Below are 22431 nucleotides of genomic sequence, written 5' to 3'. Positions count from 1 at the left end.
GCCCGGCCGCGGGGGCGGCGGCGGGAGCCGGGCCGGCCGGGTGCTCCGGCTGGGCCGCCCGCGGCGCCGGGGCCTGCTCGGCAGGTTCCTTGGAGAGCGGCATCGGGGCCTGCGCCGGGGCCTGCGCGGGGGAGCCCTGGGCCGGGTCCTCGTGCGGGTCGTGGGGGGTGTCGGGTGCGGTCACCGCGTCATCGTCGCACGTGCGTGCTCAAGCACGGGTGGCGGCACGGCGGTAGGCCCAGGTGGCCACCGCCAGCGACGCGACGCCCACCGCCGCGCACACCGCCAGGTCCACCGCGACGGCCGCCCAGTCCGGGTGCTTCGCGAAGGTACGGGCCAGCGCCTCGACGCCGTAGGTGGACGGCAGCAGATCCCGGACCCACCTGATCACCGTGGGCATGTGGCTCGGCGGCAGCACCCCCAGCAGCAGCGCCGCCGACATCCCCAACTGCCCCAGCAGTGTGGCGATCTCCTGACGGTTCGCCAGCAGCCCGCAGGCCGCGCCGAGTCCGGACAGCGCCGCGCCGGACAGCGGCACCACCAGCGCCAGCACCCACAGGTGCACCCAGCTCAGCTGGAACAGCGCGCAGCCGGCGGCAGCGGTGAGCACCGTCCCCGGCACGGTGAACGAGGCGTACGCCGCGGCCGTGCCCAGCACCACCGAGGCGGCCGGGACCGGCAGCGTGGCGTAGTGGTCCAGGCCGCCGGTGGCCCGCAACCGGCCGAAGTACTGGGCCAGCAGGTTGAGCGCGACGAAGGCCACCACCAGCACGGTGGACCCGGCCACCACGTCCTGGGCCGCGACGGCGTCGGCGGACCCGGTGGTGACCACCCCGCGCATCATCACCATGATCCCCAGCGACTGGAAGGTGGCGACGAACAGCAGCGGGATCCGGGCCACCCGGGCCCGGGAGAGCTGGGCCCGGTAGACCGCGCCCAGCGAGGGGAACAGCGCGGCGCGGGGCGCCAGCAGTGCGGCCGTGCTCACTTGACCAGTCCTTCGTGTCGGCCGCCGAGCAGCAGGTAGACGTCCTCAAGGCTGGGGGTGGCCAACGAGAAGTCGTCCAGCGCGGCGAAGGCGGGCCCGCCGGTGACCTGGGCGACCAGGTCGCGGGCCTCGTCCGGGCTGGTGCGGACGGTCCAGCGGCGGCCGTGCACAGCGGCCCTCGGGGCCAGCGCGGCGACCAGCGGCAGGTGGGTCGGCGGCTCCTCGCGCCAGACCAGGTCCAGCCGGACGTCGCCGTCCACCAGCGCCTTGAGCCCGCCGGGCGTGTCGCAGGCGATCACCCGGCCCTCGTCGACGACGGCGACCCGGTTCAGCACCGTCTCGGCCTCGATGACGTTGTGGGTGACCAGCAGCACGGTGGTGCCGCGGTCGGCCCGGCGGCGCTCCACCGCGGCCCAGACGGCGCGGCGGGCCACCGGGTCCATGCCGGTGGTGGGCTCGTCCAGGACCAGCAGCGGGCGCTCGCCGACCAGGGTGGTGGCGAAGCAGGCGAGCCGGCGCTGTCCGCCGGAGAGCTTCGCCAGCGGACGCTCGGCCAGGGGTTCGAGGGCCAGCTCGGCCAGCACCGCGTCGCGCTCGGAGCGGGCGGCGGGGTGGGGGAGGCCGCGGAGCCTGGCCGTGGTCTCCACGGCCAGGGACACCGTCAGCTCGTCCAGGGCGGTGGATTCCTGCCCCAGGTAGGCCAGCAGCCGGGCGGCGCGGTCCGGGTGCCGGACGATGTCGTGGCCCAGCACCTCGATCCGCCCCTGGTCCGGCCGCAGCAGCCCGGTGAGCTGGCGGACCAGGGTCGACTTCCCGGCACCGTTGGGTCCGAGCAGCCCGAAGACCTCGCCCCGGCGGATCTCCAGCGAGATGTCGCCGTTCGCGAGAACGGTCCTCGCCTTGGCGCCCCGGCCACTGCGGTAGGCCTTGGTCAGACCGGTGACCTTGCAACAGATCTCCGCGGGCGGCGCGGGGGCCGGGGGTGCGGGGGTTGCCTGGGTGCTCACGGTGTTCGACTTTAGCGGGTTGGCGTTGTGGCGGGATCCGGCGGGTTTGCTGTCTGCGGCGTGTGCATGGCCTGTCGCGCAGTTCCCCGCGCCCCTGGGGACTGCAACTGGCTCAGTTGCAAACGTGTAGGGGCGTAGGGAACTGCGCGAACAGAAACCATCTCCCGACGGCAACTGTCAGCTGTCCACCGTCACCGCTTCGCCACCCGGAACCCGCCCCGCGAGCTCCCGCCAGAACCCGGCCCGGATCGCGTACCGGTCGTGCTCGTCGATCTGGTCGTCCTTGTGCGCCAGCAGTCCGAACCTCGCCGCGTAGCGCAGCAGCTCCCCGTCCACCCGGTGCGGGATCCGCGGGTAGTCCGGCCACAGCACGGTGAGCCGCGAGGGGTCCCCGAGCCGGTCGGTCCAGCGCCGGGCGAAGACCTGGCCGACCTCGGTGGGGTCGCCGCCCACCGCTGTGATGTCCTCCTCGCGGTCCGCCCACTTCTGCTCGGCCGTGGTGAGCTGGGCCAGCGTCGGGATGCTGTCGGCCGGCCCGCTGCTCTCGCTCGGCCGGTCCACCATGCCCCGCTCGGAGGACCACCGCAGCAGCGAGGGCGCCGGCGGCGGCACCGCCGCCGTCCGCGCCGCGCCCAGCCCCGCGGCGATCTCCTTCGGGGTGGGCACCTTCGGCGCCGTCGGCGGAGCCGGCCGCGCGACGGCCGTGGCCGCGGCCGTGACCAGCTCCTCCGGGGTGTCCGGGACCGCCGTCGGCTGCGGCGCGGAGAGGATCTTGGCGAACTCGGGCCGCGGGTCCGCGGTGACCGCCGGGGCGACCACCTCCCGCAGCCGCACCGAGCGGGTGATCCACTCCCGGTCCAGCACCCGGCGTTCGTCGGCCTCGGCGACCAGGTCCTCCGACTGGTTGAAGTCGCCGTCGGCGGCCTGGACCGCCCACAGGTGCACGGCGACCCCGTAGTCCTTGGCGGCGGTCATCCCCGGCAGCAGGTCGCCGTCGCCGGTCACCAGCACCACGTCCGCGCAGGCGCGGTTGCGGGCCAGCTCGGACAGCTCGGCGTGCATCGCCGCGTCCACGCCCTTCTGCACCATCCGGCCCTCGGCCCGGGTCAGCGCGCCGAGCCGGACGGTGACCCGGGGCATCACCCGCAGCCGCCGGTGCTCCGGCATGGGACGGCGGTCCGGCGCCGCGTCGAACCAGTAGATCCGCAGCAGCGGCAGCCCGGTCTCGGCCTCGGCGCGCTCGCGCAACTGACCGATCAGTTCGTTCTGGTCGACGGTGATCTGTGAGCGTGAACTCTCCCCGGCCAGCAGACTGGCCGCAGCCCCGAGCAGGTACCCGGCGTCCACCAGGACGACACAGCGATCCACGTCCAACACCTGCTTTCGTCTGCCGAGCCTTCTCAGGCCGGCCGGTGTTCGGGGTGGAAGTGGTCGGAGTGACCGGCCGCGCCCCGACGAACACGTTGGAGAACAGGCCCATACCCCACCGGACCGCAGCGTATCCAAGTGCGGGGACACACTGGAGGGGACACGCTCACATTGGCCGGGGCACAATGGCGGCCGGTGCACAATGGCCGTGGTAGGGACGTGAACGGTGCAGGGAGATCATGCGTAGACGGTCGGTCCTGCTGCTGGTGTCGGGCGCGCTTGCGGTCGCCGGGGTGCTGGTTCCCTCGCTGGCGATCAAGCAGTCGCACGGGGACACCAGGATCACCTCGGTGGTGGTGAACGGCGGCAGGCCGATCGTGCTGGGCCCCTCCGGCGACGTCGCCTTCGGTTTCAGCATCACCGCCGAGGACGACTCCGGGATCGGTTCCGTCGACGGTGTCGGCCTGTGGGGATCCGACTACGGCGCGCTCCGCTCCTCGGCCGTGACCTGCACCGCGAAGTCGGCGACGGTGTCGGTGTGCACCGGCACCTCCTCGGTGGACGTGACCAGGCAGCAGATCTACGACGACATGGCCGGCAGCTGGTACGTCCAGGCCACCGCGCACGGGCGGGACGGCGACCGGCGCACCGAGACCAAGGCGGGGACCTTCGGCATCCTCAAGGCGGGCCGGCTGAGCAGCTTCGGCGCACCGCGGGCGGCCCCGCGCGGCGCGACGATCTCCATCAGCGGGCTGCTGGAGCGCGCGCAGTGGAAGACCCAGCAGTGGGCGCCCAGTCCGGACCAGACGGTCCGACTGGAGTTCTGCGCCAAGGGCTGCACCACCCCGCAGACCGTCGCCACCGTCGACTCCGACGGCCAGGGGCAGTTCACCGCGCGGGTGCGGGCGGAGCACACCGGGACCTACACCTGGGTGTACCCCGGCACGGCCTGGGCCGAGCCTCTGTCCTCCTATGCCGTCCAGGTGACCGTGCGCTGAGGGCCGTCAGCAGGGGGTCGGTCAGCACGGGGGGCGGTCAGTTCGGGTTGAAGGCCTGCCGGGTGAGCTCGACGGCCGGCAGCGAGGGCAGCTTGGCCAGCACCGCGGTCTCCTGGCGCAGCAGCGCCAGCTCCGCGGTCAGCCGTTCGCTCGCCGAGCCCGCGCCCAGCAGCCGCTGCTTGTCCGAGGTGTCCAGCACGGAGGCAGCCGCGACCAGGTAGGACAGCACCATCGGGTCGTCCGGGAGGTCCTGCAGCCCGGTCACGGTGCTCTCCCGGGCGCCGGCCAGCCGCTTCTGGTAGGTCCTGAACAGTCGTTCCACGGCCTGTCCCAGCACCGCGGCCTCCGGGCCGACCACCTCGGGCAGCCGCTCGACCTCGGCGGTGAGGTAGGGGCCGGCGGCGTCGAAGTCCAGCACCTTGAACCGGGTGGTGCCGGTCGCGATCAGGTCGTAGCCGCCGTCCTCGCGCTGCTCCGCCGAGGCGATCTCGGCGACGCAGCCAAGGTCGTACAGGGCCTGCGCCGGGTCGGGGCCGAGGCCGGCCAGGGCCTGGCCACCCGGGTCGGCGTCGCCGCCGTCAGGTCCGGCGACCCCGGTCGGCGCGGTCTCGCGGCCGGCCCGGATGCCGACCACACCGAAGCGGTGCGGCTCGGGACCGGCCAGCAGGTCCGCCAAGAGACGGCGGTAGCGCTCCTCGAAGACGTTCAGGGGCAGCACCAGACCGGGGTAGAGCACTGTGCCCAGGGGGAAGAGGGGGAGCCGTTCCGTCACGAGCGCAAGAGTACTCAGGTGGCGGGGGCGCTCCGTACCGTCTGCCCGGTACTGCCCGGTTCCCCCGAAGCCCGGGGCCGCCACGCCGTCCCAAGTGGTGATATAGCGGAACGGCCGTTGTCGGGGCTCCGTAGACTGGCTGATGTGATTTCGCGAATCGACCTCCGAGGTTCCATCGACGACCCGCGCGATGTACTGCCGCGCGCCGAGCTCGACGTCGAGGCCGCGCTTGAGAAGGTGCGGCCCATCTGCGAGGACGTCCGCCATCGGGGCGTCGAGGCGCTGATCGAGATCACCGAGCGTTTCGACGGAGTACGGCTGACCGACGTCCGGGTGCCGAAGGCGGCCATGGCGGCGGCGCTGGAGCAGCTCGACCCCGACATCAGGGCCGCGCTGGAGGAGTCCGTCCGCCGGGTCCGGATCGTGCACCGCGAGCAGCGCCGCACCGACCACACCACCACCGTCGTCCCCGGCGGCACGGTCACCGAGCGCTGGGTGCCGGTCGACCGGGTCGGCCTCTACGTCCCCGGCGGGTTGGCGCCGCTGGCCTCGTCCGTGGTGATGAACGTGGTGCCCGCGCAGGAGGCCGGGGTGCCCAGCCTCGCGCTGGCCTCACCGCCGCAGAAGGAGCACGACGGCCTGCCGCACCCCACCATCCTGGCGGCCTGCGCGCTGCTCGGCGTGGACGAGGTGTACGCGGTCGGCGGCGCCCAGGCGATCGCGATGTTCGCCTACGGCGCGGGGGAGTGCCGCCAGGTCGACCTGGTCACCGGCCCCGGCAACATCTTCGTCGCGGCGGCCAAGCGGCTGCTCAAGGGCCGGATCGGGATCGACGCCGAGGCCGGCACCACCGAGATCGCCATCCTGGCCGACGACACCGCCGACCCCCGGCACGTCGCGGCCGACCTGATCAGCCAGGCCGAGCACGACCCCAACGCGGCCTCGGTGCTGGTCACCGACTCGGTCGCGCTGGCCGACGCGGTGGAGACCGAGCTGAAGGCCCAGGTCGCCGCCACCCGGCACGAGGCCCGGGTGCGCCAGGCGCTGTCCGGCAAGCAGTCCGGGATCATCCTGGTCGACTCGCTGGAGCAGGGCCTGGAGGTGGTCAACGCCTACGCCGCCGAGCACCTGGAGATCCAGACCGCCGACGCCCCCGCCGTCGCGGCCAGGGTCCGCAACGCCGGCGCGGTCTTCGTCGGCGCCTACTCGCCGGTGTCGCTGGGCGACTACGCGGCCGGGTCCAACCACGTGCTGCCCACCGGCGGCTGCGCCTGCCACTCCTCGGGCCTGAGCGTGCAGTCCTTCCTGCGCGGGATCCATGTCGTGGACTACTCCCAGGAGGCGCTGGCCGGGGTCGCCAAGCACGTGGTGACCTTCGCCGACGCCGAGGACCTGCCCGGACACGGCCACGCCGTGCGTGCACGCTTCGAATGGACGGTTCCGAACGCATGAGTACAGGAAGCGCCGGCGGCACCAACCTTGAGGGCGCCAGCAAGGATCCTCAGACGCTCCACGCCGGGTCCAGCCACTTCACGCCCGCCACCGCGGGTTTGCGTGGGGGTACGGGGGGTCGCTCCCCGGGAGGTTGGAGTATCGACGACCTGCCGATCCGGGACGAGCTCAAGGGCAAGTCCCCGTACGGGGCACCGCAGTTGGACGTCCCGGTGCTGCTGAACACCAACGAGAACCCGTACCCGCTGCCCGAGGCGCTGGTCGCCCGGATCGCCGAGCGGGTGGCCGACGCGGCCCGGAACCTCAACCGCTACCCCGACCGGGACGCGGTGGAGCTGCGCGAGGGCCTGGCCGCGTACCTGACGAAGTCGACCGGCTTCCCGGTGGCCCGGGAGAACGTCTGGGCGGCCAACGGGTCCAACGAGGTCCTGCAGCAGCTGCTGCAGACCTTCGGCGGCCCCGGGCGCACCGCGCTGGGCTTCGCGCCCACCTACCAGATGCACGACCTGATCGCCCGGGGCACCGGCACCCACTGGACCCAGGGCCCGCGCGACGACGACTTCACCATCGACCTGGACGTCGCCCTCGCCGCGATCGCCGTGCAGCGGCCCGACGTGCTGTTCGTCTGCTCGCCCAACAACCCCACCGGCACCGCGGTCCCGCGCGAGACGGTGCTGGCGCTGTACGAGGCCGCGCAGGCGGTCAAGCCCACGCTGGTGGTCGTGGACGAGGCCTACATCGAGTTCTCGCACCACGACTCGCTGCTGCCGCTGATCGAGGGCCGGCCGCTGCTGGTGGTCACCCGCACCATGTCCAAGGCCTTCGGCGCGGCCGGGCTGCGGCTCGGCTACCTGGCCGCCGACCCGGCCGTGGTGGACGCGGTGCAGCTGGTCCGGCTGCCGTACCACCTGTCCTCGGTCACCCAGGCCACCGCGCTGGCGGCGCTGGAGTTCACCGACACCCTGCTGGGCTACGTCGAGCGGCTCAAGGCCGAGCGCGACCGTATCGTCACCGAACTGCGCGCGATGGGTCTGGACGTCACCGACTCCGACGCCAACTTCGTGCAGTTCGGCGAGTTCGCCGACACCCACGCGGTCTGGCAGGCGATCCTCGCCCAGGGCGTGCTGGTCCGCGACAACGGGGTTCCGGGCCGGCTGCGGGTCACCGCCGGCACCCCCGACGAGAACAACGCCTTCCTCGACGCCGTCCGTGCCGCAACCAAGGAGCTGTGACCACCATGTCCCGCATCGGGCGCGTCGAGCGCACCACCAAGGAGACCTCCGTCAAGGTCGAGATCGACCTGGACGGGCACGGGAAGACCGACATCAGCACCGGCGTCGGCTTCTACGACCACATGCTGGACCAGCTCGGCCGGCACGGCCTGTTCGACCTCACCGTCAAGACCGACGGCGACCTGCACATCGACACCCACCACACCATCGAGGACACCGCCCTCGCGCTCGGCGCCGCGTTCAAGCAGGCGCTCGGCGACAAGATCGGCATCTACCGCTTCGGCAACTGCACCGTGCCGCTGGACGAGTCGCTGGCCCAGGTCACCGTGGACCTCTCCGGCCGCCCCTACCTGGTGCACACCGAGCCGGAGGGCATGGCGCCGATGATCGGCGCCTACGACACCACGATGACCCGGCACATCCTGGAGTCGTTCGTGGCCCAGGCGCAGATCGGCCTGCACGTCCACGTACCGTATGGACGCAATGCCCACCACATTGTCGAGTGCCAGTTCAAGGCGCTCGCCCGGGCGCTGCGGTACGCCAGCGAACTGGACCCGCGCGCGGCCGGGATCCTCCCCTCGACCAAGGGCGCGCTGTAGCCAATGAGCACCTCGACCATCGTCTTCGTCTTCCTCGGCCTGTTCCTGCTCGGCGGGGCCTACTCGTTCTGGAAGCAGAAGCTGCCCAGGGGCGTCGTCCTGCTGCTGCTCCTCGGCTCGGGCATGTGCCTGGCCACCGGACTCCTGCGCGCCTGAGGCCGGACGCGCGTCCGCATCTGAAGAAAGGCTGGCCCTGATGGCCAAGCGAGTGGTCGTCCTCGACTACGGCTCGGGCAACCTCCGCTCCGCCCAGCGCGCCCTGGAGCGCGTCGGCGCCGAGGTGGAGGTCACCTCGGACTTCCGGACCGCGCTGGACGCGGACGGACTGCTGGTCCCCGGCGTCGGCGCCTTCGCCGCCTGCATGGAGGGCCTGCGGGCGGTCCGCGGCGAGCGGGTGATCGGGCGCCGGCTGTCCGGCGGCCGCCCGGTGCTGGGGATCTGCGTGGGCATGCAGATCCTGTTCGCCCGGGGCGTCGAGCACGGCGTGGAGACCGAGGGCTGCGACGAGTGGCCCGGCACGGTCGAGCCGCTGCAGGCGCCGATCGTCCCGCACATGGGCTGGAACACGGTCAAGGCGCCGGAGCAGAGCGCCCTGTTCGCCGGCCTGGACGCCGACACCCGCTACTACTTCGTGCACTCCTACGCGGTCCGCAGCTGGGAGCTGCAGCCCATCGAGCAGCTGCGCCCGCCGCTGGTCACCTGGGCCGAGCACGGCGAGCCCTTCGTGGCCGCCGTGGAGAACGGCCCGCTGTCCGCGACGCAGTTCCACCCCGAGAAGTCCGGCGACGCCGGAGCCACCCTGCTGAAGAACTGGATCTCCACGCTGTGAGCAGCACCTCCGACCGCCTGGTCCTCCTCCCCGCCGTGGACGTCCGCGACGGCCAGGCGGTACGCCTGGTCAAGGGCGCCTCCGGCTCCGAGACCTCCTACGGCGAGCCGCTCGCCGCCGCGCTGGCCTGGCAGAGCGCCGGCGCCGAGTGGATCCACCTGGTCGACCTGGACGCCGCCTTCGGCACCGGCGACAACCGCGCCCTGCTGGCCGAGGTCACCGGCCGACTGGACGTCAGGGTCGAGCTCTCCGGCGGCATCCGCGACGACGACTCGCTGCGCGCCGCGCTGGCCACCGGCTGCGCCCGGGTCAACCTCGGCACCGCCGCGCTGGAGTCGCCGGAGTGGGTCGCCAAGGCCATCGCCGAGTACGGCGACCGGATCGCGGTCGGTCTGGACGTGGTCGGCACCACCCTGCGCGGCCGCGGCTGGACCAGCGAGGGCGGCGACCTCTACGAGGCGCTGGCCCGCCTGGACGCCGAGGGCTGCGCCCGCTACGTGGTCACCGACGTCGACAAGGACGGCACCCTCACCGGCCCCAACCTCGACCTGCTGCGCAACGTCTGCGCCGCCACCGACCGCGCGGTCGTCGCCAGCGGCGGCGTGTCCTCGCTGCAGGACCTGCGCGACATCGCCGGCCTGGTCGGTTCCGGTGTCGAGGGCGCGATCGTGGGCAAGGCACTCTACGCTCAGGCATTCACCCTCGAAGAGGCACTGGCTGCGGTGTCCTGAGGGCGATCATCAGGGAGATGAGCCCGTTATGACGGAGAATCCGGCTGTTCCCCTCGGAAGCCTCGGGGACCGCCCCCCGGTGGCCCGCAGCAACGGCAACAGCCCCTGGGAGGAGCAGTTCGGCTTCTCCCGGGCCGTCGCCGCCGGCGATTTCGTGTTCGTCTCCGGCTGCACCGCCTGGGACGACGGCCGGGTCGTGCTGGAGGGCTCGCCGGCCGAGCAGGCCAGGGCCGCCTTCGGCGTGGCCGTGACGGCGCTGGCCCGGTACGGGCTCGGCGCCGACGACGTCGTGCGGACCAGGATGTACGTCACCCATGCCCGGGACGTCGAGGACGTGGGCCGGGTCCACAAGGAACTCTTCGGTGCTGTGCGGCCCGCCGCCACCATCGTTGTCGTCAGTGCCCTGCTCGACTCCCGGATGGCCGTGGAGGTCGAGGTCGAGGCGTACCGAAGGAAGGCCTGAACAGCCATGACTCTCGCCGTTCGTGTGATCCCCTGCCTGGACGTCGACGCCGGGCGGGTGGTCAAGGGCGTCAACTTCCAGAACCTGCGCGACGCGGGCGACCCGGTGGAGATGGCCAAGCTCTACGACGCCGAGGGCGCCGACGAGCTCACCTTCCTGGACATCACCGCCTCCTCCGGCGACCGGGAGACCACCTACGACGTGGTGCGCCGCACCGCCGAGCAGGTGTTCATCCCGCTGACGGTCGGCGGCGGGGTGCGCGAGGTCGAGGACGTGAACAGGCTGCTGCGGGCCGGCGCGGACAAGGTCGGCGTCAACACCGCCGCCATCGCCCGGCCCGAGCTGCTGCGCGAGATCGCCGAGCGCTTCGGGCGGCAGGTGCTGGTGCTGTCCATCGACGCCCGCAGGGCGCCGGAGGGCACCGTCACCGCCTCCGGTTTCGAGGTCACCACCCACGGCGGCCGCCGCGGCACCGGGATCGACGCGGTGGAGTGGGCCGAGCGCGCGGCGCGCCTGGGCGCCGGCGAGATCCTGCTCAACTCCATGGACGCGGACGGCACCAAGGACGGCTACGACCTGGAACTGCTGCGCGCGGTCCGCAAGGTGGTGGGCGTGCCGGTGATCGCCAGCGGCGGCGCCGGGCGGCTGGCCGACTTCGCCCCCGCCGTCGCGGCAGGGGCGGACGCCGTCCTGGCGGCCAGCGTGTTCCACTTCGGCGACCTGCGTATCGGTGAGGTCAAGCAGTCGCTGCGGGAGGCCGGCCACCCGGTCCGCTGAACTCCAGTACTCCAGCGACGGGGGCGTCGTGCCGATCGTGGAGGGCCGTTGGTTCACCCACATCCCTCCACCATATGCAAGGCCCTCCACACTTCCCTGACAACCTCCATCCCTCCCGTTTACCTGCCTCATGTCCGGCGTTCTCCTTGCAGATCCTGTCCATCTGCTTGAGGACAGGACCGTCTCTCTCGGCCAGTGGCGGATGCGCCCCTGGGGTGCGTCGCAGTAGGACCCGAGGAGCGCGGCATGGCACAGGCACGTTTTCTCATCGACAGCAGACCCGTCGTCAGGACGGGGACGGACGCGGTCAGTGGCGAGCGCGTCGGCTGGCGGCTGGTCGGCGCCAACAACCGGGAGCTCGGCCGCGGGGTGCCGCGCTTCGCGGAGGAGCAGGCCTGCCGCGAGGCGGTACTGCGGCTGAGGGCCGACATGGCGCGGGCCGTGGTGACCGTGCACCGGGTCCAGCCGGGGGCGATGTGGGCCTGGCGGATCGCGGTGGACGAGGTGGCCGCGGCCGCCTCGGGGCGGGCGTACCGCCGGCAGCGGGAGTGCCAGTACAACCTGGCGCAGTTCCTGGCCGGCGTACTCCTGGCCGAACTGCCGCGGCGGGAACCGGAGTTCGCACAGCCTCCGGCCGAGGGACCGACCGGTCCGGCGGTCGCGGCCCCGGATGCCGCGGGGCGTGGGGGTGCGGGGGGCCGCCCCCCGGGGAACCGCGGCGCTGAGGCCGTGGCGGTGCTGCGTTGAGCGCGGAGCTGCCGCAGGACCGGCCGCGCCGGCTCAGCGCCAACGCGGGCCTCGGCGACCGGCTGTTCACCCTGGGCGCCCGCTCCAGCGGGGCGGTGGTGCTGCTGATCATGCTGGCGGTGGGCGGCTTCCTGGCGGTCCAGGCCAGTCAGGCGCTGCGGGTGGCCGGCTGGTCCTTCCTCACCGTCCAGCAGTGGGACCCGGACGGGCACCGCGGCCGCTTCGGCATCGCCGCCGTGCTCGTCGGCACCCTGCTGATCGGCGCCCTGGCGGTGCTGCTCGCGGTGCCGCTGGCGCTCGGCATGGCGCTGTACATCGCCGAGTACGCGCCGCCGCGGGCCAGGCGGACGCTCATCACCCTGGTCGACCTGATGGCCGCGGTGCCCAGCGTGGTCTACGGGCTCTGGGGGTTCTTCTTCCTGGAGCAGCGGATGACCGGCCTGGCCCGCTGGATCTCCACCTGGTTCGGCTGGATCCCGCTGTTCAAGGTGGACGGCGCCGACCCGCACGACCCGCTGGCGCCGATGGCCGCCTACACCTCGTCGACGTTCATCGCCGGCACCGTGGTCGCCCTGATGATCACTCCGATCATGTGCTCGGTGATGCGCGAGGTGTTCGGGCAGGCCCCGGCCGGCGAACGGGAGGCCGCCTACGCCCTCGGTTCCACCCGCTGGGGAATGATCCGCTCGGTCGTCCTGCCCTACGGACGCGGCGGGATCATCGGCGGCACCATGCTCGGCCTGGGCCGCGCCCTGGGCGAGACGATCACCGTCTACATGATCATCTCCATGGTCTTCGCCATCCAGCCGCACATCCTGCAGAGCGGCACCAGCACGGTCGCCGCACTGATCGCCCTGCACTTCGGGGATTCCACCTCGTTCGGACTGTCCGCGCTGATGGCCGCCGGACTGGTCCTGTTCCTGATGACCCTGGCAGTGAACTTCGCCGCCTCGGCCGTCGTCGCCCGCAGCCGTTCCGGAGCAAGCACATGAGCAACAGCGTCCCGGCCGCCGCCACGGCCGTCGCCGCCACCACCGTGGTGGTGCCGAGCCCGCCCGGCAGCACCGAAGAAGTCCGCAGACGCCCGGGGGCCGCCCTGCCCAGTGACCGCTACGCGCTGGTCGGCGCGCTGGTCGGCGGCGTGGGCGCCACCGCGCTGCTGTTCCGCTACCTGCTGCCGCTGAACGGGCCGCTGGGTTTCGTGGTCTGCTCCTGGCTGTGCTTCCTGGGCCTGTACGCGCTGCTGGTCGCCCAGGACGAGAACAGCCTCACGGTACGGGACCGGCTGGCGGCCGCGGTGGTGCACAGCCTGGCCGCGCTGGTGGTGATCGCCCTGGTCTTCACCATCGGCTACACCCTCTACCAGGGCAAGGACGCGCTGCCGCACGGCAACTTCTACACCCAGGACATGTCCGAGGCCGACTCGCTGACCCCGCTGGTCGTGGGCGGCGTCAAGCACGCGCTGGTGGGTTCGCTGGAGCAGATCGGCATCGCCCTGGCGATCACCGTGCCGCTCGGGGTCAGCTGCGCGGTCTTCCTCACCGAGGTGCCCGGCCGCTTCGCCCGCTTCGTCCGCACCGTGGTCGAGGCGATGACGGCGCTGCCCTCGATCGTCGCCGGGCTGTTCGTCTACGTGGTGCTGACCGATGTGCTGCACGGCAAGCAGTGCGGGCTCGCCGCCGGCTGCGCGATCTCGGTGATGATGCTGCCGATCATCATCAGGGCCGGCGACGTGGTGCTGCGGCTGGTGCCGGGATCACTGAAGGAGGCCTCCTACGCCCTGGGCGCGGGACGGCTGCGGACCGTGTGGCAGGTGGTGCTGCCGACCTCGCGCTCCGGGCTGACCACCGCCGTCATCCTGGGCACCGCGCGCGGCATCGGCGAGACCTCGCCGGTCCTGCTGACCTCCGGCTACAACAAGGCCTTCAACGCCGATCCGCTGCACGGCCCGCAGGTCTCGCTGCCGCTACTGGTGTTCACCCTGGTCCGACTGCCCTCCAAGTGGCAGATCAGCCGGGGCTTCGGCGCCGCCGCAGTGCTGATGCTGCTGGTCCTGGCACTGTTCCTGACGGCCCGTCTGATCGGTGGCAGGGCGCCCGGTGAGCTGACCCGGCGTCAGCAGAAGCGCAGGAGCTCGGCGTCGGCCCGGACCGCGACGCGCTATGTCCGACGGGCCGGGGCGGTGGCGGCGTCCCTGGCGCTGATCGCGACCGGGGTTCTCTGGGGCGGCGCCCCGAGGGCGTCGGCCGCGGCGCCGTACGTCTCCATCGACGGCGCCGGGTCCACCTGGAGCAGCAACGCCATGGACGCCTGGACCACCAACGTCAAGCAGTACGGCATGACGGTCAACTTCAGCGCCACCGGCTCCTCCGACGGCCGCACCAAGTTCAAGAACGGCGCCAACGACTTCGACGTCTCCGAGATCCCCTACGGGATCACCGACGACGGCGTCTACGAGGCGCCCCCGTCCCGGCACTTCGCCTATATGCCGATCGTGGCCGGCGGCACCTCGTTCATGTACAACCTGAAGATCAACGGACAGCGGGTGACCTCGCTGCGGCTGTCGCCGGACACGATCGCGGGGATCTTCACCGGCACCATCACCAAGTGGAACGACCCCGCCGTCGCGGCTGACAACCCGTCGCTGACCCTGCCCGCACGGCAGATCGTGCCGGTGGTGCGCTCGGACGGATCCGGCACCACGGCCCAGCTCACCACCTGGATGAGCAAGAAGGAGTCCAAGCTCTGGAACGCCTACTGCGTCAAGGCCGGGCGCAGCTCGCCCTGCGGGGTCACCTCCTTCTACCCGCTGGTCAACGGTGAGGGCTTCCAGTCGCTGGGCAGTTCGCAGAGCGTCTCCGGCTTCGTGGCCCAGGACAACAACGAGGGCTCCATCACCTATGTCGAGTACTCCTACGCGGTGCTGACCGGCTACCCGGTGGCGAAGATGCTCAACGCGGCCGGCTACTACGACGGACCCACCGCGGCGAACGTGGCCGTGGCACTGACCAAGGCGAAGATCAACGCGAATCTGACCCAGAACCTGGACGGGGTCTACGACAACCCCGATCCCCGCACCTACCCGCTGTCCAGCTACAGCTACATGATCCTTCCGACCGCGGTGGAGTCCAAGTTCACCACCGCCAAGGGGAACACCCTCAGCGCCTTCGCCTACTACTTCCTGTGCCAGGGGCAGCAGGACGCGCCCCGGCTGGGCTACTCGCCGCTGCCCATCAACCTGGTGCAGGCGGCGCTGACCCAGGTGCGGAAGATCCCCGGGGCCGAGGCCAACACGGTGAACATCGCCGGCTGCCACAACCCGACCTTCTCCACCGACGGCACCAACACCCTGGCCAAGACGGCCCCGTACCCGCCCGCCTCGGACAAGAAGGGCGGCACGGGGAGTGCCTCCGGCGGATCCGGGAGCGGCGGCAGCACCGGCGGCAGCGCTTCCGGCGGCACGGGGAGCACCGGCGGCAGTGGCAGCGCCGGCACTGCCACGGGCGGAGGCAGCGGCACCGGGGCATCCGGCGGCGGCACCGGCGGCGCGGCGGCCACCGGAGGCACCAGCGGCAGCGCAGGCGGCTCGTCCGGAGGCGGTTCCGCCTCCGGCGACCCCGGACTGGTCGGCGGCGGAGGGGGCAGCGGAAGCGGCGGGTCGACCAGCGGCGGCAGCACCGTGATCGCCGACCCGGTCACGATCGCGGCCGCCTCCGACGGCACCCTGCAGCATGTGCTGATGGCGGTCGCCGGGCTGCTGCTGGGCTCGATCGTGGTGGTGCCACCGGTGCTGGCCGGCCGGGCGGCGCGTCGCCGGGGGGCCAAGCGATGAGACTCCGCCGACTCGTACCCACCGGTGCCGTGCTCCGGTCCCGGCTCTTCCGCGCCGTCGCCGCCGCAGCGGTGCTGGTCTCGGCGGGGCTCGGCTACGCCTCCCAGAACGGTGACCGGGCGCCGACCGGGACGGCGGCGGTGGGAAGCGCCGCCACCCCCTCGATCCAGGTGGACCCGATGACCGGGTCGGCCGTGCCGATCGATCCCACCGGCGGCGCCGCGACGTCGGCCGGCGGTTCGGGCGGTTCGGGCGGTTCAGGCGGTTCGGGAGGTTCCGCCGCAGCCGGCTCGAAGGCCCCGGTGGTCAGCCGCACCGAGTCCGCCCTGCTGCCGGGCCACCCGGCGGCCGCCTCGGCCGCCGCCGTCAGAGCGGCGACGGGGGCCAGGAGGGCCGTCAGCCCGGCGGCGGTCAGCTCCGCCGCGGGCTCGGCGGTGACCGTGACCGGCAGCGGGACCTTCTCCGGGCTGTCCGTGACGGTCGCCCAGACCGAGGACCTGGTGGACCAGGTGGTCCAGGTGACCTGGACCGGCGGCAAGCCCACCCAGCCCAACCCGACCACCTTCGCCACCGACTACCTGGAGCTGATGGAGTGCTGGGGCGACGCGGCCACCGGCCCGGACCGCACCCAGTGCGAGTACGGCGCGGACCGCGGGGACAGCCGGGGCGGCGACTATGTGGCGAGCCGTCAGCTCAACTACGGCAATCTGGTCGACCCGGCCGAGACGCTGAAGCAGACCAAGCCCAACGTCAACGTGTACACCCCGTTCACCTCCTGGAAGGGGGTCACCGAGAACGGCGCCGACAGTCAGTTCTTCGACGCGGGCACCACCAACGAGGTGCCCTTCGCGCCGACCCGGGCCAATGGCACCGGCCAGGTCTTCTTCGAGACCATGACCGGGATGGAGGCCGCAGGACTCGGCTGCGGCGAGGTCGACGCCAGTACCAAGGCCACGCCGGGCGAGGGCCGCAGGTGCTGGCTGGTGGTGGTGCCGCGCGGGGAGACCGACGTCGACGGCATGGTGCCGACGGGCAACTCCGGCAAGCTGCAGTCCTCGCCGCTGTCCGCCACCAACTGGGCCCACCGTCTGGTGGTGCCGCTGCACTTCGCCCCGCTCGGACTCAACTGCCCGATCGGCGCCGACGAGCAGCTCACCTTCGGCAGCGAACTGGTGGAGGAGGCCATCGTCCGCTGGCAGCCGGTGCTCTGCCGGCAGACCACCTCGATCTTCGGCTACACCCCGAACACCGACAACTCCGCCCGGTCCGCACTCACCGGGGGCACCGACCCCGGTCTGGAGTACGTCACCGACCCCGTCCCGACCGCGTCTGTCAAGACCGGGCAGACCCCGGTCTACGCCCCGCTGACGCTGTCCGGGGTGACCATCGCCTTCGATGTGCAGAGCCAGTCCTACTCCGGCACACCGGCGACCGATCGGCTGAAGGACGGACAGCGGATACCGCAGATCAAGCTCAATCAGCGGCTGGTCGCCAAGCTGCTCACCCAGTCCTACCGCTACGCGGTCAACTACCAGGCCACGGACGTCGCGAACAATCCGCTGGACCTGACCAGCGACCCGGAGTTCACGGCCCTCAACCCGGCCTTCAAGGACCTCTACTTCCCGTCCCGGATCCCCGACCTGCTGCTGCCCGAGGGCCAGTCGGACACCGCACGGCACCTGTGGGCCTGGGTGCTGGCGGACCCGGACGCCGAGGCGTTCCTGTCCGGCACCAAAGACCCGTACGGCATGGTGGTCAACCCCAACTACACCCTAGCCTCGCTGAACCTGCCCCGGGACGACTTCCCCAAGAAGGACCCCTTCTGCCAGGAGTTCCCGGGCGACCCCAACAAGCGGCCGGCCTGGTGCACCCAGGACGCCCACCCCTACGCCCTCAACCTGCACGACGCGGCCAGGTCGGCCTCCCGCGGCGACACCCTGTCCAAGAGCATCTGGGACGCCACGGCCACCCCGCCGCAGCTGAAGAAGGGCAACCCGGAGCCGCAGGGGGAGATCGGCATCCTGTCCGTCACCGACACCGCGACCGCGGCCCGCTACGGCCTGGACACCGCCGAACTGCTCAACGGCGACGGCGAGTACGTGGCGCCGACGACCGCCTCGCTGCTGGCCGGGGCGGCGGCGATGCAGGCGCTGACGGGCACAGGGGTGCTCACCGAGCCGCCCGCGACCAAGGCGGCCGGCGCCTACCCGCTCACCATGGTCAGCTATGCGGCCACCGTCCCCACGCTGCTCCAGCCCGCCGAGGGCGCGGCCTACGCCTCGCTGATCCGGTACGCCGTCGGCGAAGGCCAGACTCCCGGAGTCGCCCCCGGGGAGCTGGGTGACGGCTATGTGCCGCTACCGGCGAACCTGCGGACGGCGGCGCTGACCGCGGCCCAGACCATTGTGGACGACACCCCGGCGACGACCGCGAACAGTTCGCCGCCGAGCACCGGCAAGGCGCAGGCCTCGGCCGCCGCCACCGGGTCCGGCGCCGGGTCGTCCAGCAGCGGCAGCACCGGCGGAAGTATCGGCGGGGGATCGGGCGGGACCGGGGGCAGCGGCGGCACCGGCGGCAGGACGACACCGTCATCCTCGCCGTCCCCCTCCCACTCAACGGTTGTGCTGGCGCCCTCGGCCACCCCCAAGGTCACCCTGGCCCGTACCGCGCGGACCGACCCCGGCGCCTTCCACTACCTGCTCCTCGATCTGCTGGCGGCCGGAGCCGCGGCAGGCATCGCGAGCCCACTGCTGACCCGCTATATGCGTCGACGCCGTAGCTGACACCGAAGTTGACGCAGGTTCAGCAGCACAGACCACCATCCCGCCGACCGGAATCCCTCCGGCCGTGCTGCGTAACACCGTTGAAAGGGATGCATCACCTCATGAAGAACTCGCTCAAGCTCGCCGCCTCGGTCGCCGGCATCGGCCTGATGGCCTTCGGCGCCGGCACCGCCCAGGCCGACCCCTCAGGCACCCCCACCTACCGCCAGCTGGCCGGCGTCGGTTCCGACACCACCCAGGGCGTCATGAACGCGATGTCCAACGCCATCACCGTCAGCGGCCAGAAGGTGATCGGCTCCTACGACGCCACCGGCTCCGCCACCATCAACACCCAGGCGGCCACCGCCTGCCAGGCCCTGAACCGCCCCAACGGCTCCGGCGCCGGCCGCACCGCCCTGCTGAACTCGCTCACGGCCGCCGACGGCTGCATCCAGTTCTCCCGCTCCTCCAGCCTGAACACCACGGCCAGCGTCCCCGGCCTGACCTACGTCCCCTATGCGATCGACGCGGTCACCTACGCGATCACGCCCAAGAGCGCGGTGCCCCGCAACCTGACCCTGGCCGACCTGCACTCCATCTACACCTGCGACCCCAACTACGTGGGCACCGCGCCGAACTACACCATCCACGCGCTGCTGCCGCAGCCCGGCTCCGGCACCCGCAGCTTCTGGGAGACCACGGTCGGCATCTCCGACGCCGACGTGGTCACCGGCAAGTACCCCTGCGTCAGCGACACCAAGAACGGCAAGACCATCGAGGAGCACGACGGCCGGGTCCTGGACGACACCGACATCGCGCCGTTCTCCATCGCCCAGTACATCGCCCAGGAGTCGGGCACCATCACCGACCTGCGCGGCAGCGCGATCCTCGGCAACATCAACGGCGCCCCGTCGCTGCTGCTGAACACCGGCTCCGCGGCCACCCGCGAGGTCTACAACGTGATCCCCAGCAGCAAGGTCGCCACCGCCCCGTACAGCACGGTCTTCGTCGGCGGCACCTCACTGATCTGCCAGCAGACCGCGATCATCAAGAGCTACGGCTTCGGGCTCGACACGAACTGCGGCGACACCTCCAAGACCAGCGGCTGACGGTGCATCACCACCACTCCCGCGCAGAGCAGTTCCGGTCAGCAAGGCTCCACCCTCCCACCGAGAAGGCGAGTCCCACCGTGTCAACTACCGTCAACCGACTGCCCAAGCGCATCGCCCTGGGCACCGCCACCCTGCTCGCAGCCGGCTCCATGGCCATGATCGCCGCGCCCGCCGCGCACGCCGACGACACCGTCCTGGGCACCCTCACCGCCACTCCGGCCACCGGGGCCGACAACGACGGCATGTCGTTCAGCACGTCCGGTGCCTGCAACAGCGGTGCCGACTACGTCCAGATCTACGTGACCGGCGAGGGCTTCACCACCGCGACCAACGTGACGCCCAACCAGGCGATCAGCACGCTGCCGACCACGGCGAACGGCGGCTACATCTTCGCCCTGGTCGACACCATGCGCCAGGACGCCCAGGACGCCGGCATAGCCGCGCTCTCCGGCAAGTACGACTTCACCATGGTCTGCAGGAACGCCTTCGGCGCCACCCACTACGGCGACTTCACCGGCTCCATCTGGTTCACCACGCCGACCACCTACCAGTCCACCGACCCGGCCGGGTCCCAGGTCACCGCGACCACCACCACCCTGGCCGTCACTCCGACCGGTTCGGCCACCACCGGCAGCCAGGTCACCCTGACCGCGCAGGTCTCCCCGACCGCTGCCGGGACCGTCCAGTTCATGGACGGCGTCAACGCGGTTGGCGCCCCGGTCGCAGTGGTCAACGGCACCGCCACCCTGACCACCTCCGCGCTGACCCAGGGTGCGCACTCGCTCTCCGCCGCCTTCACCTCCACCGACGCCGCCTTCGGCAGCTCCACCTCGACGGCGACCACCTACACCGTCAGCGCTCCCGGCGCGGTCAACACCACCACCTCGCTGGCGGTGACCCCCGGCGGCTCGGCCGCCCCCGGCGACCCGGTCGCGCTGACCGCGACAGTCACCCCCTCCGACGCGGTCGGCTCGGTCACCTTCAGGGACGCCGGCAACGGCGCCACCCTCGGCACCGTCGCGCTGTCCGGCGGCAGCGCCTCGCTGACCGTCAGCAACCTGGCCGAGGGCGACCACTCGCTCACCGCCTCCTTCACCCCCGCCGACCCCGCCGCCTTCGCGGCCTCCAGCGCGACGGCCGTGCCGTTCACGGTGACCGCCCCCACCGGCGGCGGCAGCGGATCGGCGACCGGCACCGAGAACATCAACACCACCGTCGCCCCCGGCGCCCTCGCCCTCAGCGTGGCCGGGAACCAGGTCAACCTGCCCGCGATGGCGCTGAACACCACCAGCACCCAGTTCTCGACGGCCGGTCCGATCCAGACCGTCACCGTCACCGACACCCGGGCCGGCGCCCCCGGCTGGTCGCTCAGCGGCCAGGCCGCGGACTTCACCTCCGGCACCGGCACCATCAGCGCCCAGAACCTGGGCTGGGCGCCCAACCTGGTCACCAAGGACGACAACGTCAAGCTCGCCCTGGGCGGCAACGTCGCCCCGGCCAACGCCGTGCCCTCCACGGACAGCGGCGTGCTCGGCCTGAAGTCCTCCCGCACCCTGGCCAGCGCCACCGGCCTGGGCACCGCCCAGCTGGGCGCCGACCTCTCCCTGGTCGCCCCCACCTCCACGGTGGCCGGCCGCTACACCGGTGTGCTGACGCTCACCGTGATGTGACAGCACTTCAGCTGATGTGACGTCAGTTCCCGCCTGCCCCGCACGGCAGCCCGCCGTGCGGGGCAGGCACCGCCCCACCGCTATCCCGCAGCGAAGGACGCCCGATGAGACGACGACGCACCGCACCGCACCGGCAACACCGAGCACCCGCCGTGGTGCTGCTGCTGACGACCCTGGTCGCGGCGCTGCTCGCGCTCGGGACGGCGGTCCCCGCCGCGGCGGCGCCCAGCACGCCCGCCCCGCAGACCTTCGGCATCCAGCCCGCCTCAGCCAAGGGGCCGGACAACCGCGGCTCATTCAGCTACTCCGCCGGGCCCGGCGCCCAGGTCAAGGACCACGTCGAGGTCTGGAACTACGGCGACCAGCCGCTGACGCTCACCCTCTACGCGGCCGACGCCTTCAACACCGACACCGGCGGCTACGACGTCCTCCCGGCAGGGAAGACGTCCAAGGACGTCGGCAGCTGGGTGCACCTGGCCGCGGCCGCGGTGACGCTCCCGGCCCGGTCACACCGGACCGTGCCGTTCACGCTGGCGGTCCCGGCCGGGGCGACCCCGGGCGACCACTCCGGCGGCGTCGTGCTGTCGCTGCGGCGGATCACCAAGGACGCCAAGGGCAACCAGGTGGCCGTGGACGAGCGGGTCGGCACCCGGATCCACCTGCGGGTGCCCGGGGCGCTCAAGCCGCAGCTCACCCTGCAGGGCGTCAGCGCGGTCTACCACGGCACGCTCAACCCGTTCGGCACCGGCAGCACCACCGTCAGCTACGCGGTCCGCAACAGCGGCAACATCCGGCTGGCCGGGCACCAGGCGGTACGGGTGCGCACCGCCGCCGGATCCATCGTCACCGCCAAGGGCCCGGCGGAACTGAACGAGTTGCTGCCCGGCAACAGCTCGACCTACACGGTGACCGTCTCCGGGTTCTTCCCGGCCCTGTGGTCCACCGCCTCGATCACCGTCGACCCGCTGGCCGTGACCGGGGACACCGACCCCAAGCTGTCCAGCACCACCACCCAGACCCGCTTCGCCACCGTGCCGTGGACCCTGCTGGGACTGCTGCTGCTCCTGGCTCTCTACGCCTTCACCCGCTACC

Annotated in this window: 20 protein-coding genes and 1 pseudogene; 16 read left to right on the top strand and 5 right to left on the bottom strand. The window is 72.2% G+C overall.

The genetic code is table 11. The annotated features are described in order from the left end of the window. The 4 genes and pseudogenes from TR46_RS42250 to TR46_RS12460 form a co-directional block, all read right to left on the bottom strand. Window positions 1-184 (bottom strand): annotated as a pseudogene (locus TR46_RS42250) (MarR family transcriptional regulator); the annotation flags it as partial. 24 nt (window positions 185-208) lie between these two features. Next, window positions 209-988: an ABC transporter permease gene (locus TR46_RS12470; RefSeq protein ID WP_042398656.1), complete on the bottom strand. Its 780-nt coding sequence runs from the start codon at window positions 986-988 to the stop codon at window positions 209-211. Continuing rightward, on the bottom strand, window positions 985-1944 hold the full coding sequence (locus tag TR46_RS12465; protein ID WP_042398981.1) for an ABC transporter ATP-binding protein: 960 nt from the start codon (window positions 1942-1944) through the stop codon (window positions 985-987). Before TR46_RS12465 ends, TR46_RS12470 begins: the two co-directional genes overlap by 4 nt. A 228-nt stretch (window positions 1945-2172) precedes the next feature. Further along, window positions 2173-3363 (bottom strand): NYN domain-containing protein, encoded by a 1191-nt coding sequence (locus tag TR46_RS12460; protein WP_042398979.1) that lies wholly within the window; start codon window positions 3361-3363, stop codon window positions 2173-2175. 239 nt (window positions 3364-3602) lie between these two features. Here TR46_RS12460 and TR46_RS12455 point away from each other — a divergent pair, with 239 nt between their 5' ends. Next, window positions 3603-4361 (top strand): hypothetical protein, encoded by a 759-nt coding sequence (locus TR46_RS12455; protein WP_042398652.1) that lies wholly within the window; start codon window positions 3603-3605, stop codon window positions 4359-4361. A 37-nt stretch (window positions 4362-4398) separates the two neighbouring features. Here TR46_RS12455 and TR46_RS12450 read toward each other — a convergent pair whose 3' ends face one another. Continuing rightward, window positions 4399-5133, bottom strand: a complete 735-nt coding sequence (locus TR46_RS12450) for an LON peptidase substrate-binding domain-containing protein (RefSeq protein WP_084718380.1) — start codon at window positions 5131-5133, stop codon at window positions 4399-4401. 144 nt (window positions 5134-5277) lie between these two features. Here TR46_RS12450 and hisD point away from each other — a divergent pair, with 144 nt between their 5' ends. The 15 genes from hisD to TR46_RS12365 form a co-directional block, all read left to right on the top strand. After that, a complete protein-coding gene (gene hisD, locus TR46_RS12445) occupies window positions 5278-6585 on the top strand; it encodes a histidinol dehydrogenase (protein ID WP_042398646.1) in 1308 nt (435 codons plus the stop codon). Further along, complete coding sequence (locus tag TR46_RS12440; RefSeq protein ID WP_084718379.1) at window positions 6582-7817, top strand: histidinol-phosphate transaminase; 1236 nt, start codon at window positions 6582-6584, stop codon at window positions 7815-7817. The genes hisD and TR46_RS12440 overlap by 4 nt, the downstream gene beginning before the upstream one ends. 5 nt (window positions 7818-7822) lie before the next feature. Beyond that, the gene (gene hisB / locus TR46_RS12435) at window positions 7823-8416 is read left to right on the top strand and encodes an imidazoleglycerol-phosphate dehydratase HisB (protein ID WP_042398965.1); all 594 of its coding nucleotides are present in this window, start codon (window positions 7823-7825) and stop codon (window positions 8414-8416) included. A gap of 3 nt (window positions 8417-8419) precedes the next feature. Further along, the gene (locus tag TR46_RS43075) at window positions 8420-8572 is read left to right on the top strand and encodes a CG2302 family histidine operon protein (RefSeq protein WP_042398644.1); all 153 of its coding nucleotides are present in this window, start codon (window positions 8420-8422) and stop codon (window positions 8570-8572) included. A gap of 40 nt (window positions 8573-8612) precedes the next feature. Then, window positions 8613-9245, top strand: a complete 633-nt coding sequence (hisH, locus tag TR46_RS12425; RefSeq protein WP_042398641.1) for an imidazole glycerol phosphate synthase subunit HisH — start codon at window positions 8613-8615, stop codon at window positions 9243-9245. Beyond that, window positions 9242-9976: a bifunctional 1-(5-phosphoribosyl)-5-((5-phosphoribosylamino)methylideneamino)imidazole-4-carboxamide isomerase/phosphoribosylanthranilate isomerase PriA gene (gene priA, locus TR46_RS12420; protein ID WP_042398637.1), complete on the top strand. Its 735-nt coding sequence runs from the start codon at window positions 9242-9244 to the stop codon at window positions 9974-9976. The genes hisH and priA overlap by 4 nt, the downstream gene beginning before the upstream one ends. 28 nt (window positions 9977-10004) lie before the next feature. Next, window positions 10005-10439, top strand: coding sequence for a RidA family protein (locus TR46_RS12415; protein ID WP_084718378.1), 435 nt, complete (start codon window positions 10005-10007; stop codon window positions 10437-10439). A 6-nt stretch (window positions 10440-10445) separates the two neighbouring features. Further along, on the top strand, window positions 10446-11216 hold the full coding sequence (hisF, locus tag TR46_RS12410) for an imidazole glycerol phosphate synthase subunit HisF (protein ID WP_042398633.1): 771 nt from the start codon (window positions 10446-10448) through the stop codon (window positions 11214-11216). A 246-nt stretch (window positions 11217-11462) separates the two neighbouring features. Then, the gene (locus TR46_RS12405; protein ID WP_042398630.1) at window positions 11463-11963 is read left to right on the top strand and encodes a hypothetical protein; all 501 of its coding nucleotides are present in this window, start codon (window positions 11463-11465) and stop codon (window positions 11961-11963) included. Continuing rightward, the gene (gene pstC, locus TR46_RS12400) at window positions 11960-12955 is read left to right on the top strand and encodes a phosphate ABC transporter permease subunit PstC (RefSeq protein WP_042398628.1); all 996 of its coding nucleotides are present in this window, start codon (window positions 11960-11962) and stop codon (window positions 12953-12955) included. Before TR46_RS12405 ends, pstC begins: the two co-directional genes overlap by 4 nt. Beyond that, entirely contained in the window at window positions 12952-15795 is a 2844-nt protein-coding gene (gene pstA / locus TR46_RS44185) for a phosphate ABC transporter permease PstA (RefSeq protein ID WP_084718377.1), read from the top strand. The genes pstC and pstA overlap by 4 nt, the downstream gene beginning before the upstream one ends. Beyond that, entirely contained in the window at window positions 15792-18578 is a 2787-nt protein-coding gene (locus tag TR46_RS12380; protein ID WP_152626431.1) for a hypothetical protein, read from the top strand. Before pstA ends, TR46_RS12380 begins: the two co-directional genes overlap by 4 nt. 101 nt (window positions 18579-18679) lie before the next feature. Next, the gene (locus TR46_RS12375) at window positions 18680-19666 is read left to right on the top strand and encodes a substrate-binding domain-containing protein (protein WP_084718376.1); all 987 of its coding nucleotides are present in this window, start codon (window positions 18680-18682) and stop codon (window positions 19664-19666) included. Between the two features lie 80 nt (window positions 19667-19746). Continuing rightward, window positions 19747-21339, top strand: coding sequence for an Ig-like domain-containing protein (locus TR46_RS45025; RefSeq protein ID WP_052432739.1), 1593 nt, complete (start codon window positions 19747-19749; stop codon window positions 21337-21339). 104 nt (window positions 21340-21443) lie between these two features. Beyond that, on the top strand, window positions 21444-22431 hold a 988-nt coding region (locus tag TR46_RS12365; protein ID WP_152626430.1), incomplete at its 3' end, for a WxL protein peptidoglycan domain-containing protein.

It is taken from the genome of Streptacidiphilus carbonis (assembly GCF_000787775.1).
Classification (GTDB): Bacteria; Actinomycetota; Actinomycetes; order Streptomycetales; family Streptomycetaceae; genus Streptacidiphilus; species Streptacidiphilus carbonis.
This window is presented reverse-complemented; position numbering and strand designations above follow the sequence as displayed.